The following is a 16,386-nucleotide window of genomic DNA, read 5'->3' on the forward strand; positions in this document are numbered from 1 at the left end:
GGACTGCACAGAGCGGGGTTTTGGCGCCACAGCGATGCGGAGTAGAGTAACGCACGTGCAGCGGGTGCTCCTTCTCGGACGCCGCGACGGGGTCTGACCAGACCGGCTACCCGTCGCGGGTGTTTGGCGATGCGCCGGTCTGAAATCCACGGGATTGATCCCAAGACTCCGGAGCGAACACCATGAACAGCCCAGACGCCTACACCTCTGCCCGCACCATCACCACGCCCGCCGGCCCGCGCCGCGCCGGCCAGCCCGCCTGGAACACCCAGCGCACGTCCGCGATGCCGGTCAACCGGTACCGCAGCTTCGCCGCTGAAGTCCCAGGTGGACAGCCCGCAGCCCCCTTCGACCGCACCTGGCCCGACACCGTCGTCACCCACGCCCCCGGTTGGTGCGCCGTGGACCTGCGCGACGGCAATCAGGCCCTGATCGACCCGATGAGCCCGGCGCGCAAGCGCCGGATGTTCGACCTGCTGGTGCGGATGGGTTACAAGGAGATCGAGGTCGGTTTCCCGTCGGCCAGCCAGACCGACTTCGACTTCGTCCGCGAGATCATCGAGCAGGGCGCCATCCCCGACGATGTCACCATTCAGGTGCTGACCCAGTGCCGCCCGGAGCTGATCGCCAAGACCTTCGAAGCCTGCGCGGGCGCCCCGCAGGCGATCGTGCACTTCTACAACTCGACCTCGATCCTGCAGCGCCGGGTGGTGTTCCGCGCCGACCGGGAAGCGGTGAAGAAGATCGCCACGGACGGCGCCCGCATGTGCGTCGAAGAGGCCGAGAAGTACCCGCAGACGCGGTGGCGCTTCGAGTACTCCCCGGAGTCCTACACCGGCACCGAGCTGGAGTACGCCGTCGACGTCTGCAACGCGGTGGCCGAGGTCGTCAAGCCCACCCCCGAGTGGCCACTGATCATCAACCTGCCCGCCACCGTCGAGATGGCGACCCCGAACGTCTACGCCGATTCGATCGAGTGGATGAGCCGTCACCTGTCGCCGCGGGAGTCGATCATCCTGAGCCTGCACCCGCACAATGACCGCGGGACCGGTGTCGCCGCAGCGGAATTGGGCTATCAGGCCGGTGCGGACCGGATCGAGGGCTGCCTGTTCGGCAACGGTGAACGGACCGGCAACGTCTGCCTGGTGACCCTGGGGCTGAACCTGTTCTCCCGCGGGGTGGATCCGCAGATCGACTTCTCCAACATCGACGAGATCCGCCGCACCGTGGAGTACTGCAACCAACTGCCGGTGCACGAACGGCATCCCTACGGCGGAGATCTGGTGTACACCGCCTTCTCCGGCAGCCACCAGGACGCCATCAACAAGGGCCTGGATCAGATGAAGGTCGATGCGGACGATATCGACTCAGATATCGACGACATCCTTTGGCAGGTGCCCTATCTGCCCATCGACCCCAAGGACGTCGGACGCACCTACGAGGCCGTCATCCGGGTGAACTCGCAGTCCGGCAAGGGCGGGGTGGCCTACATCATGAAGGCCGACCACGGTTTGGTGCTGCCCCGGCGGCTGCAGATCGAATTCTCCAAGGCCATCCAGGCGATCACCGACGGTGAAGGTGGCGAGGTCTCACCCAAGGCCATCTGGGATGTCTTCGCCGACGAGTACCTGGCGCCGATCACACCGCTGGAGCGCATGCGTCAGAAGGTGGACGCCGCCGAGGTCGACGGCGGCACCGACACCATCACCGCGGTGGTCAAGGTCGACGGGGTCGAACGCGAGATCGTCGGCGCCGGCAACGGTCCGCTGGCCGCGTTCTGCGACGCCCTGGGCGCGATCGGCTACGACGTGAACGTGCTGGACTACTCCGAGCACGCCATGTCCTCGGGTGAAGAGGCCCAGGCCGCCGCTTATGTCGAGGCGTCCATCGGCGGCAAGACCGTCTGGGGTGTCGGTATCGCGACGTCGATCACAACTGCGTCACTGCGGGCGGTGGTATCCGCCGTGAACCGTGCCGCGCGTGATTGACTGACGTATGCGTAAATAACGCACCGTCGCCTACGAGGAGTAGCTATGGACTGGGGTTCGACATGGGATTTCCTGTGGCACTTCCTGATCATCTTCGCCTGGATCGCCTACCTGCTCGTGCTGTTCCAGATCCTCACGGACCTGTTCTGGCGTGACCACAAGACATCCGGTTTCGCCAAGGCGATCTGGGTGATCCTGCTGATCGTCTTCCCGTGGCTGACGGCACTGGTGTACCTCATCGCCCGCGGCAACGGCATGGCCGAACGGGCCCGCGAAGCCGCCGCGGCCGCCAAGAAGCAGACCGACGACTACATCCGGGAAGCCGCGGGCCGCTCCCCGGCCGAAGAGATCGCGCACGCCAAAGAACTGCTGGACGCCGGCACCATCAGCCAGAGCGAGTTCGACGCACTGAAGACCAAGGCGCTCAGCTAGTTTCGCTCAGACTGCCCGAGTACGGCAGTCAGCATCCGCTCGACCAGCCCGGCAAGATCGGACGCGCCGGGCTGGCCGGCGATGAACGTCAGGTTGCTGTAGGCCAACCCGTTGAGCAACCGGGCGAGTTCGCCCACCTGCTCGTCGGTCACCGCCAGCCCCGCGGCGGCCAGCAGTAGCGATGCCGACTTCAATGCCGCCGACTGCATCTCACCCAACAACGGCCGCAGCTCGGGCCGCCGCACGCCCTCGTTGAACAGTTCGTACCGCGCTAGTTGCCGTCGCCCGTTCGGGCCGCCGAGATCGGTGACCATCGCCGTCATCATCGTGGCCAGCGTCTCCCGGTTCAGCGTTCCCAACCCGTTCTGCAGCAGGCCGACGTGCTGCCACTGCAGTTCCACGAGGCGCGCGGCCGTGGCCTCCAGCAGGGCCATCCTGGTCCTGAAGTAGTTCGAGGTCGTGCCGGCGGGCTGTCCCGCGCGCTCGTCGACCGCGCGGTGGGTGAGCCCTCCGGCGCCCATCTCGCCCAGGATGTCGATCGCGGCGTCGAGCAGCACGGCGCGGCGGTGCGGATTCGGCGGCATTAGTCCCGGTACCGCACCCGAGCCAGCATGACCAGGAACACCGGGTAGACCAGGCAGAGCAGCAGGTAGCTGAACCAGTAGCCGGCCAGGTGGACATAAAAGCTGACATCGCCCAGCACGAACAGCACATACAGGTGCAGCGGGACGCTGACCGCGATGTAGCCGATCGCCGCCGTCAGCGCGATGCGGTGGGGCCGGTTGACGAACGCCATCCGGCGGTAACCGACGATTCCGGTGACGGCGGCGTAGGCCATCGGTACCAACAGCAGCAGGTCACCGACGGGCGTGACGACGTAGCGCAGCGCGGCCTCGTCGCCGAACAGGACGCGGCAGAGATGCATGCCGAACCCGATCAGGATGGTGAGCATCGCGGCCTCGCGGAAGTAATACCCGTGGCGGCGGTACGTCTTCCACCGCGACAGTTGCACTACATCTGTAGTGGTATTCATGGTGCGTAGGTTACCACTACGGAAGTAGTGGTGACAATCTATGCCCGAGTACCCCGAAAGAAGGCGACCGGACCCACCAGGCGCAGCCGCCGGGAACCCAGATCAGCGCAGTCGAAACCGGCCTCGCGCAGCAGACCGGGCAGTTCGCCATCGGCATGGGCCACCGAGAGGTGCCGGCCCACCACATCGACGATGTGAACACTGCCTCCGGGCCGCAGCACCCGGTACGCCTCGCCCAGCGCGGCCCTGCGCATCTCGGGATCCAGGTGGTGCAACATCATCGACGACAGCACCCGATCGAACGACCCATCGGCAAACGGTAGTTCCTGTGCATAACCACGCTCGAAGGTGACACCCGGAGCCTTCTTCCGCGCCTTTTCCAGCGCGCGGGGATCCGGATCGATACCGGTGATCTGCACGGCCGACTCGGCCCGTCTCGCCCTGATGGTGAGATTTCCCGTACCGCAACCGATGTCGAGTACGCGAGCACCTGCGAACAGTTCGGCTTGGGCCACCAACATGTCGTAGGCGGGCGGCATGCCGAGGACACGGGTGAGCAGGTCATAGGCGGGTAACAGCAGATCGTGCCCGGCGGCGGGCAGGTAGTCGTGTCGGTTGCCCCGCGTCTTGGCAACAGAATTCGGATGATCATTGCTCATGGCTTCCATGTTGCACCAGTCGTGAACTCGGATGTTGTGCGATCTTCGACCAAATCAGGACTATCTTCATGTCATGACCTCGGCTGTCCGACCCGCTCGGCACGTCAACGGTGTGCCGGTCTACGAGTACTCCCCGGCGACCCACCAGGACCCGGTCGTGGTGATCCGATCTCTGCCCGACAACGTTCTGCAGAAGAGCCGCCATATCCACGATTTTCCGCTCCTGACCTATGTCGCGGAGAGCAGTTCCGTGTACGTCGTCGCAGCGGGCGAACCGATCGACCCGGTGTGGATCCGGAATACACCCGACGTGACCGTGGTGTTCTTCGACGCCGCCGCACTCGGTGACAGCACCCGTTCGCCGTGGCCGTCCTGGCGCGGACATCCCCTGCTGTTCCCGTTCCTGCACGGCGATGCCGGCGGAATCCTGCACCTCCAGCTTCCGCCGGATCGGAAGGCATTCTGGGACAACACCATCGACTCGATGGATGCAGAACTCACGGTCCGCGGCGAGGGTTACCGGCAAGCAGTCCTGGCCCACCTCACCCTGCTGCTGATCGACCTGGCCCGCATGACCGGTGACGTGGTGGCCGATCTGCGCCGCAGCGGTGAGCCCTTGATCGCCGATGTCTTCGCCGTCATCGAACGGCGTATCGGTGAACCCCTGTCACTGAGCGACGTGGCCGCCGAACTCGGACTGACCCCCGGGCATCTGACCACCGTGGTGCGCCTCAGGACCGGGCGCACGGTACAAGAGTGGATCATCGAACGGCGGATGACCGAGGCCCGCGCCCTGCTCGCCGGGACGGACCTGCCCGTCGCCGAGATCGCCCGCCGTGTCGGTGTCGGCGACCCGGGTTACTTCGCCCGACTGTTCCACCGCCAGCACGGCGTACCGCCGCGGCGTTGGCGGGGCGGTACGAGCGCAAACTGATCGCTGATCCCTGCGATTGTCCCGCCGACTGCACCCGATCTCGGTGCCCGACTGCACTACAAGAGATTTCGATTTGGTGTCAATCCGCCCAATCGGCCAAACCGTCTCCCCCAGTTACCGTCTAGCTCTCGCTCGTAACGGGTCGGCGCGCAAAGCGTAACGACTTGGCGCACATGCGTACACAGCGATCACGCAGGTGATAGCAATTGCGTTAGCGACAGCGGATGGAGATCGGTATGCAATGGGATTGCCCGCCGGCAGAGTGCGCCGAGACCTCGGCGCCGGTCTGCGTCATCCCGTTCGCCATGGCAGAACGCGTCATCTGATGACGACGCTCAGTCGCACCGACGACACGTCCGCGGCCGAATATTCGGACGAGGTCACGGCGCTCACCGAGGCAATGACCCGTCTGGCGTTCGACCCCTATCGTGATATCGATTGGGACGCAACGGAGAACGTCTTGACCGAGGACGATCCGCGCTGGCAATTGGATCCGGACGCCGCCCCGCTGGCGGCAACGCAGTGGTATGGCGAACAGTCGCTGCAGCGGCGTATCGACATGGGCCGCTGGATGACCGCGAACATGCTCAAGGTCACCCTTCAGTTCGAGATGATGCTCGTGCGCGGCGTCGTGCACTACGCGGGCAGTCTGCCCAACGGCGCCGAGGTCTTCCGGTATCTGCTCAACGAACTGTCCGACGAGTGTCATCACATCCAGATGTTCCAGGAATTCGTCAACCGCACCCGTGAAGACGTCCCCGGAATGCGCCGTGCCTCCCGCATCATCGGTCCGATCATCGCCTTCATCGGCGGCTACGCCAATATCTTTCTCTTCATCGGGGTCTTGTGTGGCGAACAGCCACTGCACTTCCAGCAGACGCTGCAGCATCGCGGCGCCACCCAGGTACCCCCGCTGCTCAATCGCATCACCTCGATCCATCTGGCGGAGGAAGCACGCCACATCACGTTTGCCGACATCCACCTGGCGCAGCAGATCGGGAGCGCCGGGCGATTACGACGGGCGTTGTACGCCCTCACCTTCCCGTTCTTTCTGCGCTGGCTGATCGGTGAGATGCTCACGCCGCCGCGCGCATTCGTTCGGCAGTTCGGGATCCCCCGGCAGGTTTTCAAGCCCGCGTACTGGCGAAGTGCCCACTCACGTCGACTGTTGGCCGAGTCGGCGGCCGACGTCCGGCGTGCCGCCGCCGACCTCGGTCTGCGCCCGGTGTGGTCGCGCTGGATCTGGCGGCTGCTGGGAATCGACGGGCGCCTGCCCCGGTATCGCGGCGAGCCCGATCGCAGTCCGGCGACCACACTCACGACGGACTGTCGAGGAACGGTGTGGGGACGGTGTGCCGCAGCGATACTCATGGCGGGCGTGGCCCTGTTGGCCACCCCGGACGGATTGCGCATCATCACCGTCGCCGTCGCCGGTGCAGGCGTCTGGGCGACCTACCACACGCTGCGGGCACGATACGGCCGCGTGGTGGGCAACCAGCCATTCGAGTGGTCGCGATTCCTGGTCTGGGTGGTGGTCTGCGTCGCCATGATTCCCGCCGGCGGGTTGATCGGCCTCGCTCTGGTGGTGTTCATGATCCTTGCTCTTGCCGAATGGATGCCCACGCCATGACCGAGGGCAACGAACATGGCGACCTCGAACCTACGTGAAAGGCAACAGATGACTCTCTCGTCCACCGAATCCGCGGAGGCAACTGATATGAAAACGATGTCGGCGCAACACATCTCCAGACCCGCCCTGCCGTACTTCGACCTGCTGATGGAGGAACGCCAGGAGGGCGGTGAAACCGGCCAGCTCTGGGAGAATCAAGTGCACTGGGGGTACTGGGAGGACCCCAAGGCCGCCGAGGGCACCCGGGCCGACTACACCGCCGCCATGGAGGCGATGAACGGCGTGCTGTTCCACGCCGGAAAGCTCACCGACGGCCAGAAGCTGCTCGATGTGGGTTGTGGTTTCGGCGGGACGCTCCAACAGATCAACGGTGCCTATTCCGATATGGATCTCACCGGCCTGAACATCGACCCACGCCAGCTCGCCGCTGCCGACGCCCAGATCACGCCCACCTATGGCAACACCCTTCGCTGGGTCGAAGGCGACGCGTGCGAGCTGCCGTTCGAAGACAACTCGTTCGACCGAATCCTGGCAGTAGAGTGCATTTTTCACTTCCCCTCGCGACAGAAGTTCCTCGCCGAAGCTGCCAGGGTGCTCAAACCGGGCGGCTACCTGGCGGTGTCCGATTTCGTCCCGACCATGATGTTCTTCGGCAAGACGCCGATCTGGATGGCGATCCGCCCCAGAATCGCGAAGTCCTATGGAACGCTCGGCGATGTCCCCCTGCGGGGTTACCGGTCCATGGGGAGGCGCGCCGGGCTGCAGCTCGTCGCAAATCGCAACATCCGGAAGAACACCATGCCGACGTATCCGTTCCTGCTGAGGTTCTTCCGCGAGCAGGCATCCGAGGACGCCCAGAGCACCATGCTCGTCGGGACCCGATGGATGAAATGGCTTTCCAAACTCAGCCTTCTCCAGTACCGGGTCTACACCTTCGTCAAACCTGACTGACGTCCACCGGCCGGGGGCTCAGAACAACGCGTACTGGTCGCCGTCTCCGGTGGTGTCGACGAACTGCTCGACATCACGGCCACCGACGGCCTGTTCGATGAGCGCCATGAACTCGGTGTCCGCGATCAAGGGGACGCCCAGTTCGGCCGCTTGGTAGCCCTTGCCCTGTTCCGGCGCCGTGTCGTTGCACACCACCACCGAGGTCTGCTGGTCGACGTTCTCGGTGTACGCCAGTCCGGCGTCGAGGATCCGCTCGATCACCTCTTCATGGGTGTGCGCCATCTCCGCCGACAGCGCCACCCGCATGCCCTGCACCAGCGGGCGGCCGGTCACGAACGGTCCAGGGTTCTGGAACGGGCACGGGCGACGGGCGGCCAGGGTTTTCAGCGGCCGCAGCTCCTCGTGGGTGACCTGGCCGTTGGGCCAGGTCTTGCGCGATACCGACCTGATCGGCAGCCACGATCGGCGCTCGCGTGCCGCCACCAGCGCCGGCTTGAGGATCTGGGCCAGCACAAGAGCATCGTCGAGGGCATCGTGCGGGCGCATCTGGGTGACGCCCCAGTGCGCGGCGAGCGTCTCCAGGCGCAGGTTCTCGGTGCCCAGCTGCAACCGGCGGGACAGTTCGACGGTGCACATCACCGACTCCACCGGCAGCGCCGCACCGACCAACTCGGCCTCCGCGGCCAGGAAGGCGTAGTCGAATGCCACGTTGTGGGCGACCAGCGTGCGCCCGCGCAGGATCTCCATCAACCGGGGCGCGACATCGGCGAACGTGGGCTGGCCGTCGAGCATCTCCGCGGTCAGGCCGTGCACATGGGTGGGACCGGGGTCCACGCCTGGATTGAGCAGGCTGGACACACTGTGTTCGACGTTGCCGTCATCGCCGACTGCGAGCGCGGCCACACTGACCACCCGGGCCTGCCCGGGCCGGAAACCCGTGGTCTCGACGTCGACGACGGCCCAGCCGGTGCCCGGCTCGACCGCCGGTCGTCCCCAGGTCTGGCTCATGAATCGAGGATGGCACGGCGGTCCGACAACACACCGATCGCAGGCGCGCGTGTCGGACCCCTAAAATTCAGCTGATGGCTGTCTCTACTCGCGGGAAAGTGGCCCTGGGCGCCGGCGCCGCCGCGCGCTGGGCGTCACGGGTGACCGGCCGCGGCGCCGGTGCGATGATCGGCGGCCTGGTGGCGATGACACTGGATCGCTCCATCCTGGGTCAGCTCGGTGCGGGTCGCCGCTCGGTGGTGGTCACCGGGACGAACGGCAAATCCACCACCACCCGGATGACGGCGGCCGCGCTGGCCACGCTTGGACCGGTGGCCAGCAATTCCGAGGGCGCCAACATGGATGCCGGTCTGGTGGCCGCGTTGGCCGGTGCCCGGCACGCCGAATTGGCTGCACTGGAAGTCGACGAGATGCACGTGCCGCACGTCGCCGATGCGGTGGCGCCCGCGGTGATCGTGCTGCTGAATCTCTCGCGCGATCAGCTGGACCGGGTCGGCGAGATCAACCACATCGAGCGCACGCTGCGTTCGGGACTGGCCCGGCATCCCGACGCCGTGATCGTGGCCAATTGTGACGACGTGCTGATGGCGTCGGCGGCCTACGACAACCCGAACGTGGTGTGGGTGGCCGCCGGGGGCGGGTGGGCCGGCGACTCGGTGAGTTGCCCACGATCCGGCGAGGTCATCGTGCGCGACGGCGCCGACTGGTATTCGACCGGAACCGATTTCAAGCGTCCCACCCCGCAATGGTGGTACGACGACACGAATATCTATGGTCCGGAAGGCTTTTCACAGCCCATGCAGCTGGCACTGCCAGGCGTGGTGAACCGCGGCAACGCCACCCAGGCGGTCGCCGCCGCGGTGGCGCTCGGCGCCGACCCGGCTCGGGCGGTAGCGGCGGTGTCCACCGTCGACGAGGTGGCCGGCCGGTACCGGACGGTGCGGGTGGGCAGTCACACCGCGCGCTTGCTGCTGGCCAAGAATCCCGCCGGCTGGCAGGAAGCATTGTCGATGGTCGACAAACACGCTGCGGGCGTGGTGATCTCGGTCAACGGCCAGGTGCCCGACGGCGAGGATCTGTCCTGGCTGTGGGATGTGCGGTTCGAGCATTTCGACGATACGACCGTGGTGGCCGCCGGTGAGCGCGGAACGGACCTCGCCGTGCGGCTGGGCTACGCGGGGGTGCAGCACGCACTGGTGCACGACACCGTCGCGGCGATCGCATCTTGTCCGCCAGGGCATGTCGAGGTGATCGCCAACTACACGGCTTTCCTGCAACTGAGCCGGGCTCTGGAGCGCCATGCCTGAATCGACCGTACGGATCGGGCTGGTACTGCCCGATGTGATGGGCACCTACGGCGACAGCGGCAACGCGGTGGTGCTGCGGCAGCGCCTGCGGCTACGCGGGATCGATGCCGAAATCGTGGAGATCACGCTCGACGACCCGGTACCGGACTCGCTGGATCTCTACACCCTCGGTGGCGCAGAGGATTACGCGCAGCGACTGGCCACCCGCCATCTGATCCGACACCCCGGGCTGCAGCGTGCCGCGGCCAACGGCGCGCCGGTGCTGGCAATCTGCGCTGCCATCCAGGTTCTCGGGCACTGGTACGAGACCTCGGCAGGCGAACGGGTCGACGGCGTCGGCATGCTGGACGTCACCACCTCGCCCCAGGAGGCCAGGACCATCGGCGAGGTGACGTCGACCCCGCTGGTCGACGGGCTCGACGAACCGTTGACCGGGTTCGAGAATCACCGTGGCGGAACGACTCTGGGCTCCTCGTCGCAGCCATTGGCCCGGGTCACCAAGGGTGCGGGGAACCGCCTCAGCGACGGGTATGACGGCGCGGTACAGGGCAGCGTGGTGGCGACCTATCTGCACGGCCCGTGCCTGGCCCGCAATCCGCAGCTGGCCGACCACCTGCTCAGCCGCGTTGTCGGGGATCTACCGCCGCTGGACCTGTCCGAGGTGACACAGCTGCGCACCGAACGCCTGGCCGCACCGCGTCGGGTGTAGCGGTCAGATCGAGGTCCCCAGGCCTGCCAGCAGTGCCTGCCTGCTGGCCCGTACGTGCTCGCGCATGACGCGTTCGGCGCTGTCGCCGTCCTTGGCCAGGATCAGATCGAGTACCACGTGATGCTCACGATCGGATTGCAGAGCACGCCCGGGCTGACTCAGTGAGGTGTTGACCAATCGCGCGTAGGCGAGCTGGTTCATCAGTGTGCGGTAATGCGCCTCGAGCTTGTTGTTGTCGGCACCGACGATCAGCAGATCATGGAATTCCTGCACCAGTTCTGCGTAACGCTCCCGGTCGTCGCGTGCCACGGCCTCGTCGGCCTGCCGAAGATTCTCCTCGAGCTTGTCGACCTCGGGTACCCGGCCACGCTGCGCGAGCAGCCGGGCGGCAGCGCCCTCGAGCAGTTCCTTCATCTCGAACAGTTCGGTGATCTCACGTCGTGACGGCGTGGTGACGAAGGTGCCGACCCGCGGCCGGATCTCCACCAGGCCCTCGGTCTGCAGTTGTTTGAACGTCTCCCGCACCGGTGTGCGGGAGACCCCGAACTCCTCGGCGATGGCCAGCTCGGAGATGTTGACCCCGGCGGGGATGTAGCCGGTGATGATGCGGCGCCGGATCTCCTCGATCAGCCGGCCCTGGATAGAGCCGTTACCCGAACGATTCTTCTCGCTCACTGCGACACCCCCTTACGCCAATACGGCCAGGTTACCGCCGTCGAAGAACTTACCTGCGCCGTAGACCATCGGGTGTCGGTCATTCACCTCGGCATGCACCACCCGGCAGATGAAGACGGTATGGGTGCTGGCCTGCAGTCGCTCCAGTATCCTCGTCTCCATCGCGGCCGCGCTGCGGTCGATCACGGGACTTCCGAACGGTCCGGGCTGCCACTGCAGACCGGCGAATTTGTCCTCGGACTTCCCCGCGAACCGGGTCACCACGTCGAGTTGATCCGTGGACAGGATGTTGATCGCCAGATACGTTGCCCGGAAAAGACACTCATGCGTCGACGAGGTGTGTTGCACCGCCACCATGACGGTCGGCGGATCCAGGGAGATGCTGGCAAAGGCGTTGACGGCCAATCCGCGGGGTGTGCCACCGTCCAACGCCGTGACCACGGTGACGCCGGTGACGAACCTACGGTTGACCTGTTTCATCAGGTCGAGGTCGGGGCCCGCCGGTGCCGTCATCGGTCCTGCCCCACCGCGATTATTCCCAATGCAGTGAGCAGCGTGCGCGGATCCCAGGTGATGTGCTCCTCGACGATCTGTTCGCCGTCGAACCGGGCGAATGTGGCGCCGCTGACTTCGACCCGCCGTTTGGTGGCGGGCACGCCCAGGAATGAATGCTCGTGATTGCCGGTACTGTGCCAGCGCACGGCCACCCGATCGCCTTCCACGACGATCTCGTCGATGATCGTCAGCAGGTCGGGGAACGCTGAGCGGGTGGCGGTGATGGAGGCCTTGAATTCCTCGCGGCCCTGGCTGGTTCCGGTGGCACTGATCCGCCGGTAGTCGGGTGACAGCAGCCCGTCGAGCTCGTCGACCTCACCGCGGTCCCACGCCGCCTCCCAGGCGACCCGAATCTTCTCTCGACGCGCTTCGGAAGCGGAATCCTTCTCGGACATGGCTTTTCCTTTCTACTGCTCGACCTGCCCGTCGATGAGTTCGACGAGCGGAGTCTGGGGTTCGACGCGCCGGTTGTCGGCGATCAAGTCCTTCCAGAACGAGACGGCCAGGACAGCGATGATCACCAGGAACGGCAGCGAAGCGACGATCACGGTGTTCTGCAAGGCGTTCAACCCGCCGGCGAACATCAGCACCACGGCGGTCACACCGGTGAGCACACCCCACAGGATCAGCACACCACGTCGCGGTGTGAGGGTGCCGTCACTGGTCATCATGGCCAGCACGAAGGTGTTGGCGTCGGCTCCGGAGATGAAGAAGAGCAGCACCAGCAGGATCGCGACCACCGATGTCACCGTGGCGAACGGGAAATGCGCCAGGGTGGCGAAGAAGGCGCTGTTGATATCGGCAGCGGCCTGGGTGGCGATCTGTCCGCCTTCGAACATGTCGACGTGGATGGCTGAGCCGCCGAAGACGGTGAACCAGGTGAAGAACACCGCACTGGGTACCACCAGCACACCGACGATGAACCCGCGGATGGTACGCCCCTTGGAGATCCTGGCCAGGAACACCCCGACGAAGGCTCCCCAGGACACCCACCAGGCGAGCATGAAGTAGGTCCACCACTGCATCCATTCCAGGCCGCCGAAGGCGGTGCCCTGCAAGCTCATCCGGAGGAAGTCGGTGGCCCAGGTGCCCAGGGACTCGATGTAAAGATTGGCGATGAAGACGGTGGGGCCGACGATCAGCATGAAGACGAACAGCGACGCCGCCATAACGGTGCTGCCCTGACTGAGGAACTTGATGCCCTTGCTCACGCCGGTCACCGCCGACATGGTGAACACGGCGGTCACCGCTGCGATGATGATCACCTGACTGGTATTGGTGACCGGAATGCCGAACAACGAGAAGAGTCCGTTGTTGACCTGCAGCGCGCCCAGGCCCAACGAGGTTGTCGTACCGAAAAGCGTGGCGAAAACCGCGAATACGTCGATGAGCGTGCCGATGGGTCCGTTGACCCGATCCCCCAGCAACGGCACCAGCAGCTGGCTGACCAGGATGCGCCGGCCCATCCGGTAGGTGGAATAGGCGATGGCCAGGCCGAAGACCGCGAAGATCGCCCACGCATGCAGGCCCCAGTCGAAATAGGAGTACTGCATGGCCCGCACCGCCGCCTGCGGCGTGCCGGGCTCGGCCAGTCCGTGCGGCGGCGACGCGAGATGCGAGATCGGTTCCGCCACACCGTAGGACACCAGACCGATACCCATCACCGCGCTGAGGATCATCGCCAGCCAGGTGACGGTCGTGAACTCCGGGCGATCGCTGTCCTTACCGAGCCTGATGTCGCCGTACGGACTGAACGCCAAGAAGACCAGGAACACCAGGATGCCCAGCGTCACAACCAGATAGAGCCAGCCGAAGCTGCCCGTCACCCAGTTCAGGGATGCCGTGGTGACCTTGTTGAGATTATCGGTGAACAGCACCGCCCAGGCGACGAACACCGCCGAGATGCCGACCGAGGTCCAGAACACCGACCCGAGCGGGCCGGCCGGAACGGCGTGCGACGGTGGCGCGGCCGCCGGTTCTGCGAGCGCGGTCTGGGCGCCCTGCGTATCGAGTCCGTCAGACATGCGTCACCCCTTCGGCAGGATCGTGATCATCGGCGAAGACCGGGGTGGCCCGGTGCCACAGCGGCGGCAACCGGTACGTGGCGAGGTAGGCCACCGCCGCGACTCCGAATCCGACGAAGTAGGACAGGTCTCCCCATTCCGGATGGGTCTTGGCTATCGGCCCCACAAAGAAGGAGAGATTCCAGAACAGCGCAGACGCGGCCGCTCCGATGACCCACGCCACGAATCCCCATTCCAGGATGCGTCGCGAGTCGAACAATTCTGCGATACGCGCCCGGTCGTGGCGGTGTCCCAGCACGTAGTCGAGCAACAGCACTGCGCCGAACGGGGCGATGAGGTAGGCACCGAGGAACAGGAAGGTCTTGAACTTCGCCTCGAAATTCTCGTCGGCCCACAGGCTGATGAGGTAGGCCGCGGCGCAGATGATGATCACCGCGGTGCGCCGGCTGACCGGAATCCGCAGGGTCTGTACCGATATCGCGCCGCCGTAGACGTTCAGGAAGTTCTGTGAGAAGGACGAGATCAACACGACCAGTAACGCCGCCACGTGAAACGGGCCGGTCAGCCGGAACAGGGCGTCGATGGCGCTTTCGCCCGAGGCTGCGGAGCTGCCCAGCAGGGCGCCGGCGATACCGAGCCAGGACAGCGAGACGAAGTTGCCGGCGAAGGTCCAGAAGCCGGTAGCGCGGTTGACGTGATCCTCATCGGGCAGGTAGCGCGAGTAGTCCGAGGCGAAGGGCCACCAGGCGATGAGGAAGGAGAGGAAGAATCCGGCGAACGTGATCCACCCACCGACGCTGCCGACCCAGTACGGCGCAGCGGGATTGGTCTCGAACCCGCCCTGCCAGCCGCGGCTCACCGAGACGACGGTGATCATCAGGAAGCCGAGGAACAGCACCACCGCCAGGATTCGTTCGAGGAAGTGGATCATGTTGTAGCCGTACACCGCGACGACCAACTGGACGACAACGAGCACCAGGGTGCCCAGCCAGTAGGGAATCGCCGGGGCCAGGGCGTGTAGCGCCTGACCGCCGAGGATCACGGTAACCGCAGCCCAGCCGATCCCGGCGAAGACGTTGACGTAGGCCACGGGCAGGAAGTTCCCGAAGAAACCCAGTGGTCCGCGAGCCTGAATCTGTTGCGCGACGCCGAGGCGGCCGCCCATCCGCGACAGCACCCCCATGACGATCGACCCGACCAGGGAGCCCGCGACGATCGCAGTCACCGAGGCCGTCAGGGACAGTCCGTAGCTCACGGCCAGGAACCCCAACACGATGATCGGAAAGTTCATGCCTGCGGCAAACCAGATGAAGAACTGCGACAGTCCGTTGACACGATCGGTCTACGTAAAGTGACCATCTACCGCGAGGCGGTGGTGACCGAGGCCGGTGCGCGCCCGGCGCACCCCGCGATGCAGGCCAGCGTCGCGGCCGTCATTGCCAACCCCTGGATCGGCACCGGAACCGACCGCGATCTGTCCCCGGAAACCACCTTGATCGCTCCGGTGCTCGCCCAGCTGCTCACCGACCGCCTGATCGCGGCGCTCGGCGGAGTCGCTGATGTCGAGGCCTTCGGCAAGGCAGCCATCGTCGGCAGCGCCGGAGAGATCGAACACGGCGGCGCCCTGATCCACACGCCGTTCTTCGGCAACCTCATGCGGGAATTCCTCGACGGTGAGTCGATCATCTGTTTTGCCGACGCGCGCGCCGCAGCCGGCGAGACACTGGTGGTTCCGCTCTGGCACAAGACGCACGCCGCAACGCGCAGCCATTACCAGACCATCAGCGCCCGGGTGTCAGACGCACCACGCGCCGATGAGATCGTCGTCATCGCCGCGGGATCCACCGGCCCACGGCCGCATCACCGCATCGGCGACCGCACCACCGACCCCGCTGTTACCGTCAAGAATCTGGAGAGTGTCCTGTCATGAAGCTCCGCAAGATCGTCACCATTGTCGAGGAGATCCACACCGAGGGTGGCCGCGCGGTCAACCCGCCGGCGCGGGTCGCGATCGTCGCCGCCGTGATCGAAAACCCTTGGTCTGCACAGGGTTTCGTCGAGGATCTGAATCCCGGCATCGATGCCAACGCCTCCGATCTGGGGGCCCTGCTGGCACCGCAGGTGCTCGAAGCGCTGCAAGCGCCCGCCGAGGCCTACGGTAAGGCGGCCATCGTGGGGCTCGACGGCGAGATCGAACACGGCTCGGGCCTGATCCACACCCTGAAGTTCGGTGACCACTTCCGCAAGGCCGCCAGCGCCACCACCCTGCTGCCCGCGGTGGAGAAGCGCGGGCCGGCCGGCGTGCTGTTCGACATCCCGCTCAAGCACATCACCGACGCCACCATCCGGTCGCACCACCAGACCGTCGAGGTCCGGATCGCCGACGCCCCGCACGCCGACGAGATCGTCATCGCGCTCGCCGCGTCCGCCCAGGGCCGCCCACAGCAGCGTCTCGCCCCACTGAGCACGGAGCAGTAGGCC

The 16,386-nt window shown here is 65.7% G+C and carries 18 protein-coding genes; 9 read left to right on the plus strand and 9 right to left on the minus strand.

The window, feature by feature from the left end; translation table 11 throughout:
• The first annotated feature begins 182 nt into the window (after positions 1 to 182).
• A complete protein-coding gene (gene leuA / locus QN239_RS00705; protein WP_499007658.1) occupies positions 183 to 1,988 on the plus strand; it encodes a 2-isopropylmalate synthase in 1,806 nt (601 codons plus the stop codon).
• A 45-nt stretch (positions 1,989 to 2,033) separates the two neighbouring features.
• Positions 2,034 to 2,420, plus strand: a complete 387-nt coding sequence (locus tag QN239_RS00710) for an SHOCT domain-containing protein (protein ID WP_090361689.1) — start codon at positions 2,034 to 2,036, stop codon at positions 2,418 to 2,420.
• Here QN239_RS00710 and QN239_RS00715 read toward each other — a convergent pair.
• From QN239_RS00715 to QN239_RS00725, 3 genes are read right to left on the minus strand one after another with little or no spacing between them, the layout of a single operon-like run.
• A complete protein-coding gene (locus tag QN239_RS00715; protein ID WP_499007660.1) occupies positions 2,417 to 3,004 on the minus strand; it encodes a TetR/AcrR family transcriptional regulator in 588 nt (195 codons plus the stop codon). The two genes, QN239_RS00710 and QN239_RS00715, sit on opposite strands and share 4 nt — an antisense overlap.
• Complete coding sequence (locus QN239_RS00720; RefSeq protein WP_499007662.1) at positions 3,004 to 3,453, minus strand: hypothetical protein; 450 nt, start codon at positions 3,451 to 3,453, stop codon at positions 3,004 to 3,006. The genes QN239_RS00715 and QN239_RS00720 overlap by 1 nt, the downstream gene beginning before the upstream one ends.
• A 38-nt stretch (positions 3,454 to 3,491) precedes the next feature.
• Positions 3,492 to 4,112: a class I SAM-dependent methyltransferase gene (locus tag QN239_RS00725; RefSeq protein WP_499007663.1), complete on the minus strand. Its 621-nt coding sequence runs from the start codon at positions 4,110 to 4,112 to the stop codon at positions 3,492 to 3,494.
• A 73-nt stretch (positions 4,113 to 4,185) separates the two neighbouring features.
• Between QN239_RS00725 and QN239_RS00730 the strand changes: the two genes are divergently transcribed.
• From QN239_RS00730 to QN239_RS00740, 3 genes are all read left to right on the plus strand, one after another.
• Positions 4,186 to 5,046: a helix-turn-helix domain-containing protein gene (locus tag QN239_RS00730; protein ID WP_499007665.1), complete on the plus strand. Its 861-nt coding sequence runs from the start codon at positions 4,186 to 4,188 to the stop codon at positions 5,044 to 5,046.
• Positions 5,047 to 5,371: 325 nt separating this feature from the next.
• Positions 5,372 to 6,676 carry an AurF N-oxygenase family protein gene (locus QN239_RS00735; protein ID WP_499007666.1) on the plus strand — a complete coding sequence of 435 codons (1,305 nt, stop codon included), beginning with the start codon at positions 5,372 to 5,374 and terminating at the stop codon, positions 6,674 to 6,676.
• Between the two features lie 87 nt (positions 6,677 to 6,763).
• Positions 6,764 to 7,627 (plus strand): class I SAM-dependent methyltransferase, encoded by an 864-nt coding sequence (locus tag QN239_RS00740; protein WP_499007668.1) that lies wholly within the window; start codon positions 6,764 to 6,766, stop codon positions 7,625 to 7,627.
• Between the two features lie 18 nt (positions 7,628 to 7,645).
• Here QN239_RS00740 and QN239_RS00745 read toward each other — a convergent pair whose 3' ends face one another.
• Positions 7,646 to 8,635: a DEDDh family exonuclease gene (locus QN239_RS00745; RefSeq protein WP_090361703.1), complete on the minus strand. Its 990-nt coding sequence runs from the start codon at positions 8,633 to 8,635 to the stop codon at positions 7,646 to 7,648.
• Positions 8,636 to 8,709: 74 nt separating this feature from the next.
• Here QN239_RS00745 and QN239_RS00750 point away from each other — a divergent pair, with 74 nt between their 5' ends.
• Positions 8,710 to 9,942, plus strand: a complete 1,233-nt coding sequence (locus QN239_RS00750; RefSeq protein WP_499007669.1) for a Mur ligase family protein — start codon at positions 8,710 to 8,712, stop codon at positions 9,940 to 9,942.
• Positions 9,935 to 10,651, plus strand: coding sequence for a type 1 glutamine amidotransferase (locus QN239_RS00755; RefSeq protein ID WP_499007671.1), 717 nt, complete (start codon positions 9,935 to 9,937; stop codon positions 10,649 to 10,651). The genes QN239_RS00750 and QN239_RS00755 overlap by 8 nt, the downstream gene beginning before the upstream one ends.
• Before the next feature lie 3 nt (positions 10,652 to 10,654).
• On the opposite strand, the gene QN239_RS00760 is transcribed toward QN239_RS00755, so the two are convergent.
• The 5 genes from QN239_RS00760 to QN239_RS00780 are packed head-to-tail and all read right to left on the minus strand — an operon-like array spanning position 10,655 to position 15,229.
• Entirely contained in the window at positions 10,655 to 11,326 is a 672-nt protein-coding gene (locus QN239_RS00760; protein ID WP_499007673.1) for a GntR family transcriptional regulator, read from the minus strand.
• Between the two features lie 12 nt (positions 11,327 to 11,338).
• A complete protein-coding gene (locus tag QN239_RS00765; RefSeq protein WP_499007674.1) occupies positions 11,339 to 11,839 on the minus strand; it encodes a flavin reductase family protein in 501 nt (166 codons plus the stop codon).
• The gene (locus QN239_RS00770; protein ID WP_499007676.1) at positions 11,836 to 12,276 is read right to left on the minus strand and encodes an ester cyclase; all 441 of its coding nucleotides are present in this window, start codon (positions 12,274 to 12,276) and stop codon (positions 11,836 to 11,838) included. The genes QN239_RS00765 and QN239_RS00770 overlap by 4 nt, the downstream gene beginning before the upstream one ends.
• Positions 12,277 to 12,288: 12 nt before the next feature.
• Positions 12,289 to 13,905: a BCCT family transporter gene (locus QN239_RS00775; RefSeq protein ID WP_499007678.1), complete on the minus strand. Its 1,617-nt coding sequence runs from the start codon at positions 13,903 to 13,905 to the stop codon at positions 12,289 to 12,291.
• Positions 13,898 to 15,229: a purine-cytosine permease family protein gene (locus tag QN239_RS00780; protein WP_499016468.1), complete on the minus strand. Its 1,332-nt coding sequence runs from the start codon at positions 15,227 to 15,229 to the stop codon at positions 13,898 to 13,900. The genes QN239_RS00775 and QN239_RS00780 overlap by 8 nt, the downstream gene beginning before the upstream one ends.
• Positions 15,230 to 15,256: 27 nt before the next feature.
• On the opposite strand from QN239_RS00780, the gene QN239_RS00785 reads away from it, so the two are divergent.
• Both QN239_RS00785 and QN239_RS00790 read left to right on the plus strand, forming a co-directional pair.
• Positions 15,257 to 15,835, plus strand: a complete 579-nt coding sequence (locus QN239_RS00785; RefSeq protein ID WP_499007679.1) for an amino acid synthesis family protein — start codon at positions 15,257 to 15,259, stop codon at positions 15,833 to 15,835.
• Complete coding sequence (locus QN239_RS00790; RefSeq protein WP_499007680.1) at positions 15,832 to 16,383, plus strand: amino acid synthesis family protein; 552 nt, start codon at positions 15,832 to 15,834, stop codon at positions 16,381 to 16,383. Before QN239_RS00785 ends, QN239_RS00790 begins: the two co-directional genes overlap by 4 nt.
• Positions 16,384 to 16,386 lie beyond the last annotated feature (3 nt).

The organism is Mycolicibacterium sp. Y3, from assembly GCF_051188035.1.
Classification (GTDB): Bacteria; Actinomycetota; Actinomycetes; order Mycobacteriales; family Mycobacteriaceae; genus Mycobacterium; species Mycobacterium fluoranthenivorans.

Excerpts from the sequence above, each read along its gene's own strand:
- leuA (WP_499007658.1), top strand. The coding sequence starts at position 183 with ATGAACAGCCCAGACGCCTACACCTCTGCCCGCACCATCACCACGCCC.
- QN239_RS00710 (WP_090361689.1), top strand. The coding sequence starts at position 2,034 with ATGGACTGGGGTTCGACATGGGATTTCCTGTGGCACTTCCTGATCATC.
- QN239_RS00715 (WP_499007660.1), bottom strand. The coding sequence starts at position 3,004 with ATGCCGCCGAATCCGCACCGCCGCGCCGTGCTGCTCGACGCCGCGATC.
- QN239_RS00720 (WP_499007662.1), bottom strand. The coding sequence starts at position 3,453 with ATGAATACCACTACAGATGTAGTGCAACTGTCGCGGTGGAAGACGTAC.
- QN239_RS00725 (WP_499007663.1), bottom strand. The coding sequence starts at position 4,112 with ATGAGCAATGATCATCCGAATTCTGTTGCCAAGACGCGGGGCAACCGA.
- QN239_RS00730 (WP_499007665.1), top strand. The coding sequence starts at position 4,186 with ATGACCTCGGCTGTCCGACCCGCTCGGCACGTCAACGGTGTGCCGGTC.
- QN239_RS00735 (WP_499007666.1), top strand. The coding sequence starts at position 5,372 with ATGACGACGCTCAGTCGCACCGACGACACGTCCGCGGCCGAATATTCG.
- QN239_RS00740 (WP_499007668.1), top strand. The coding sequence starts at position 6,764 with ATGAAAACGATGTCGGCGCAACACATCTCCAGACCCGCCCTGCCGTAC.
- QN239_RS00745 (WP_090361703.1), bottom strand. The coding sequence starts at position 8,635 with ATGAGCCAGACCTGGGGACGACCGGCGGTCGAGCCGGGCACCGGCTGG.
- QN239_RS00750 (WP_499007669.1), top strand. The coding sequence starts at position 8,710 with ATGGCTGTCTCTACTCGCGGGAAAGTGGCCCTGGGCGCCGGCGCCGCC.
- QN239_RS00755 (WP_499007671.1), top strand. The coding sequence starts at position 9,935 with ATGCCTGAATCGACCGTACGGATCGGGCTGGTACTGCCCGATGTGATG.
- QN239_RS00765 (WP_499007674.1), bottom strand. The coding sequence starts at position 11,839 with ATGACGGCACCGGCGGGCCCCGACCTCGACCTGATGAAACAGGTCAAC.
- QN239_RS00770 (WP_499007676.1), bottom strand. The coding sequence starts at position 12,276 with ATGTCCGAGAAGGATTCCGCTTCCGAAGCGCGTCGAGAGAAGATTCGG.
- QN239_RS00775 (WP_499007678.1), bottom strand. The coding sequence starts at position 13,905 with ATGTCTGACGGACTCGATACGCAGGGCGCCCAGACCGCGCTCGCAGAA.
- QN239_RS00790 (WP_499007680.1), top strand. The coding sequence starts at position 15,832 with ATGAAGCTCCGCAAGATCGTCACCATTGTCGAGGAGATCCACACCGAG.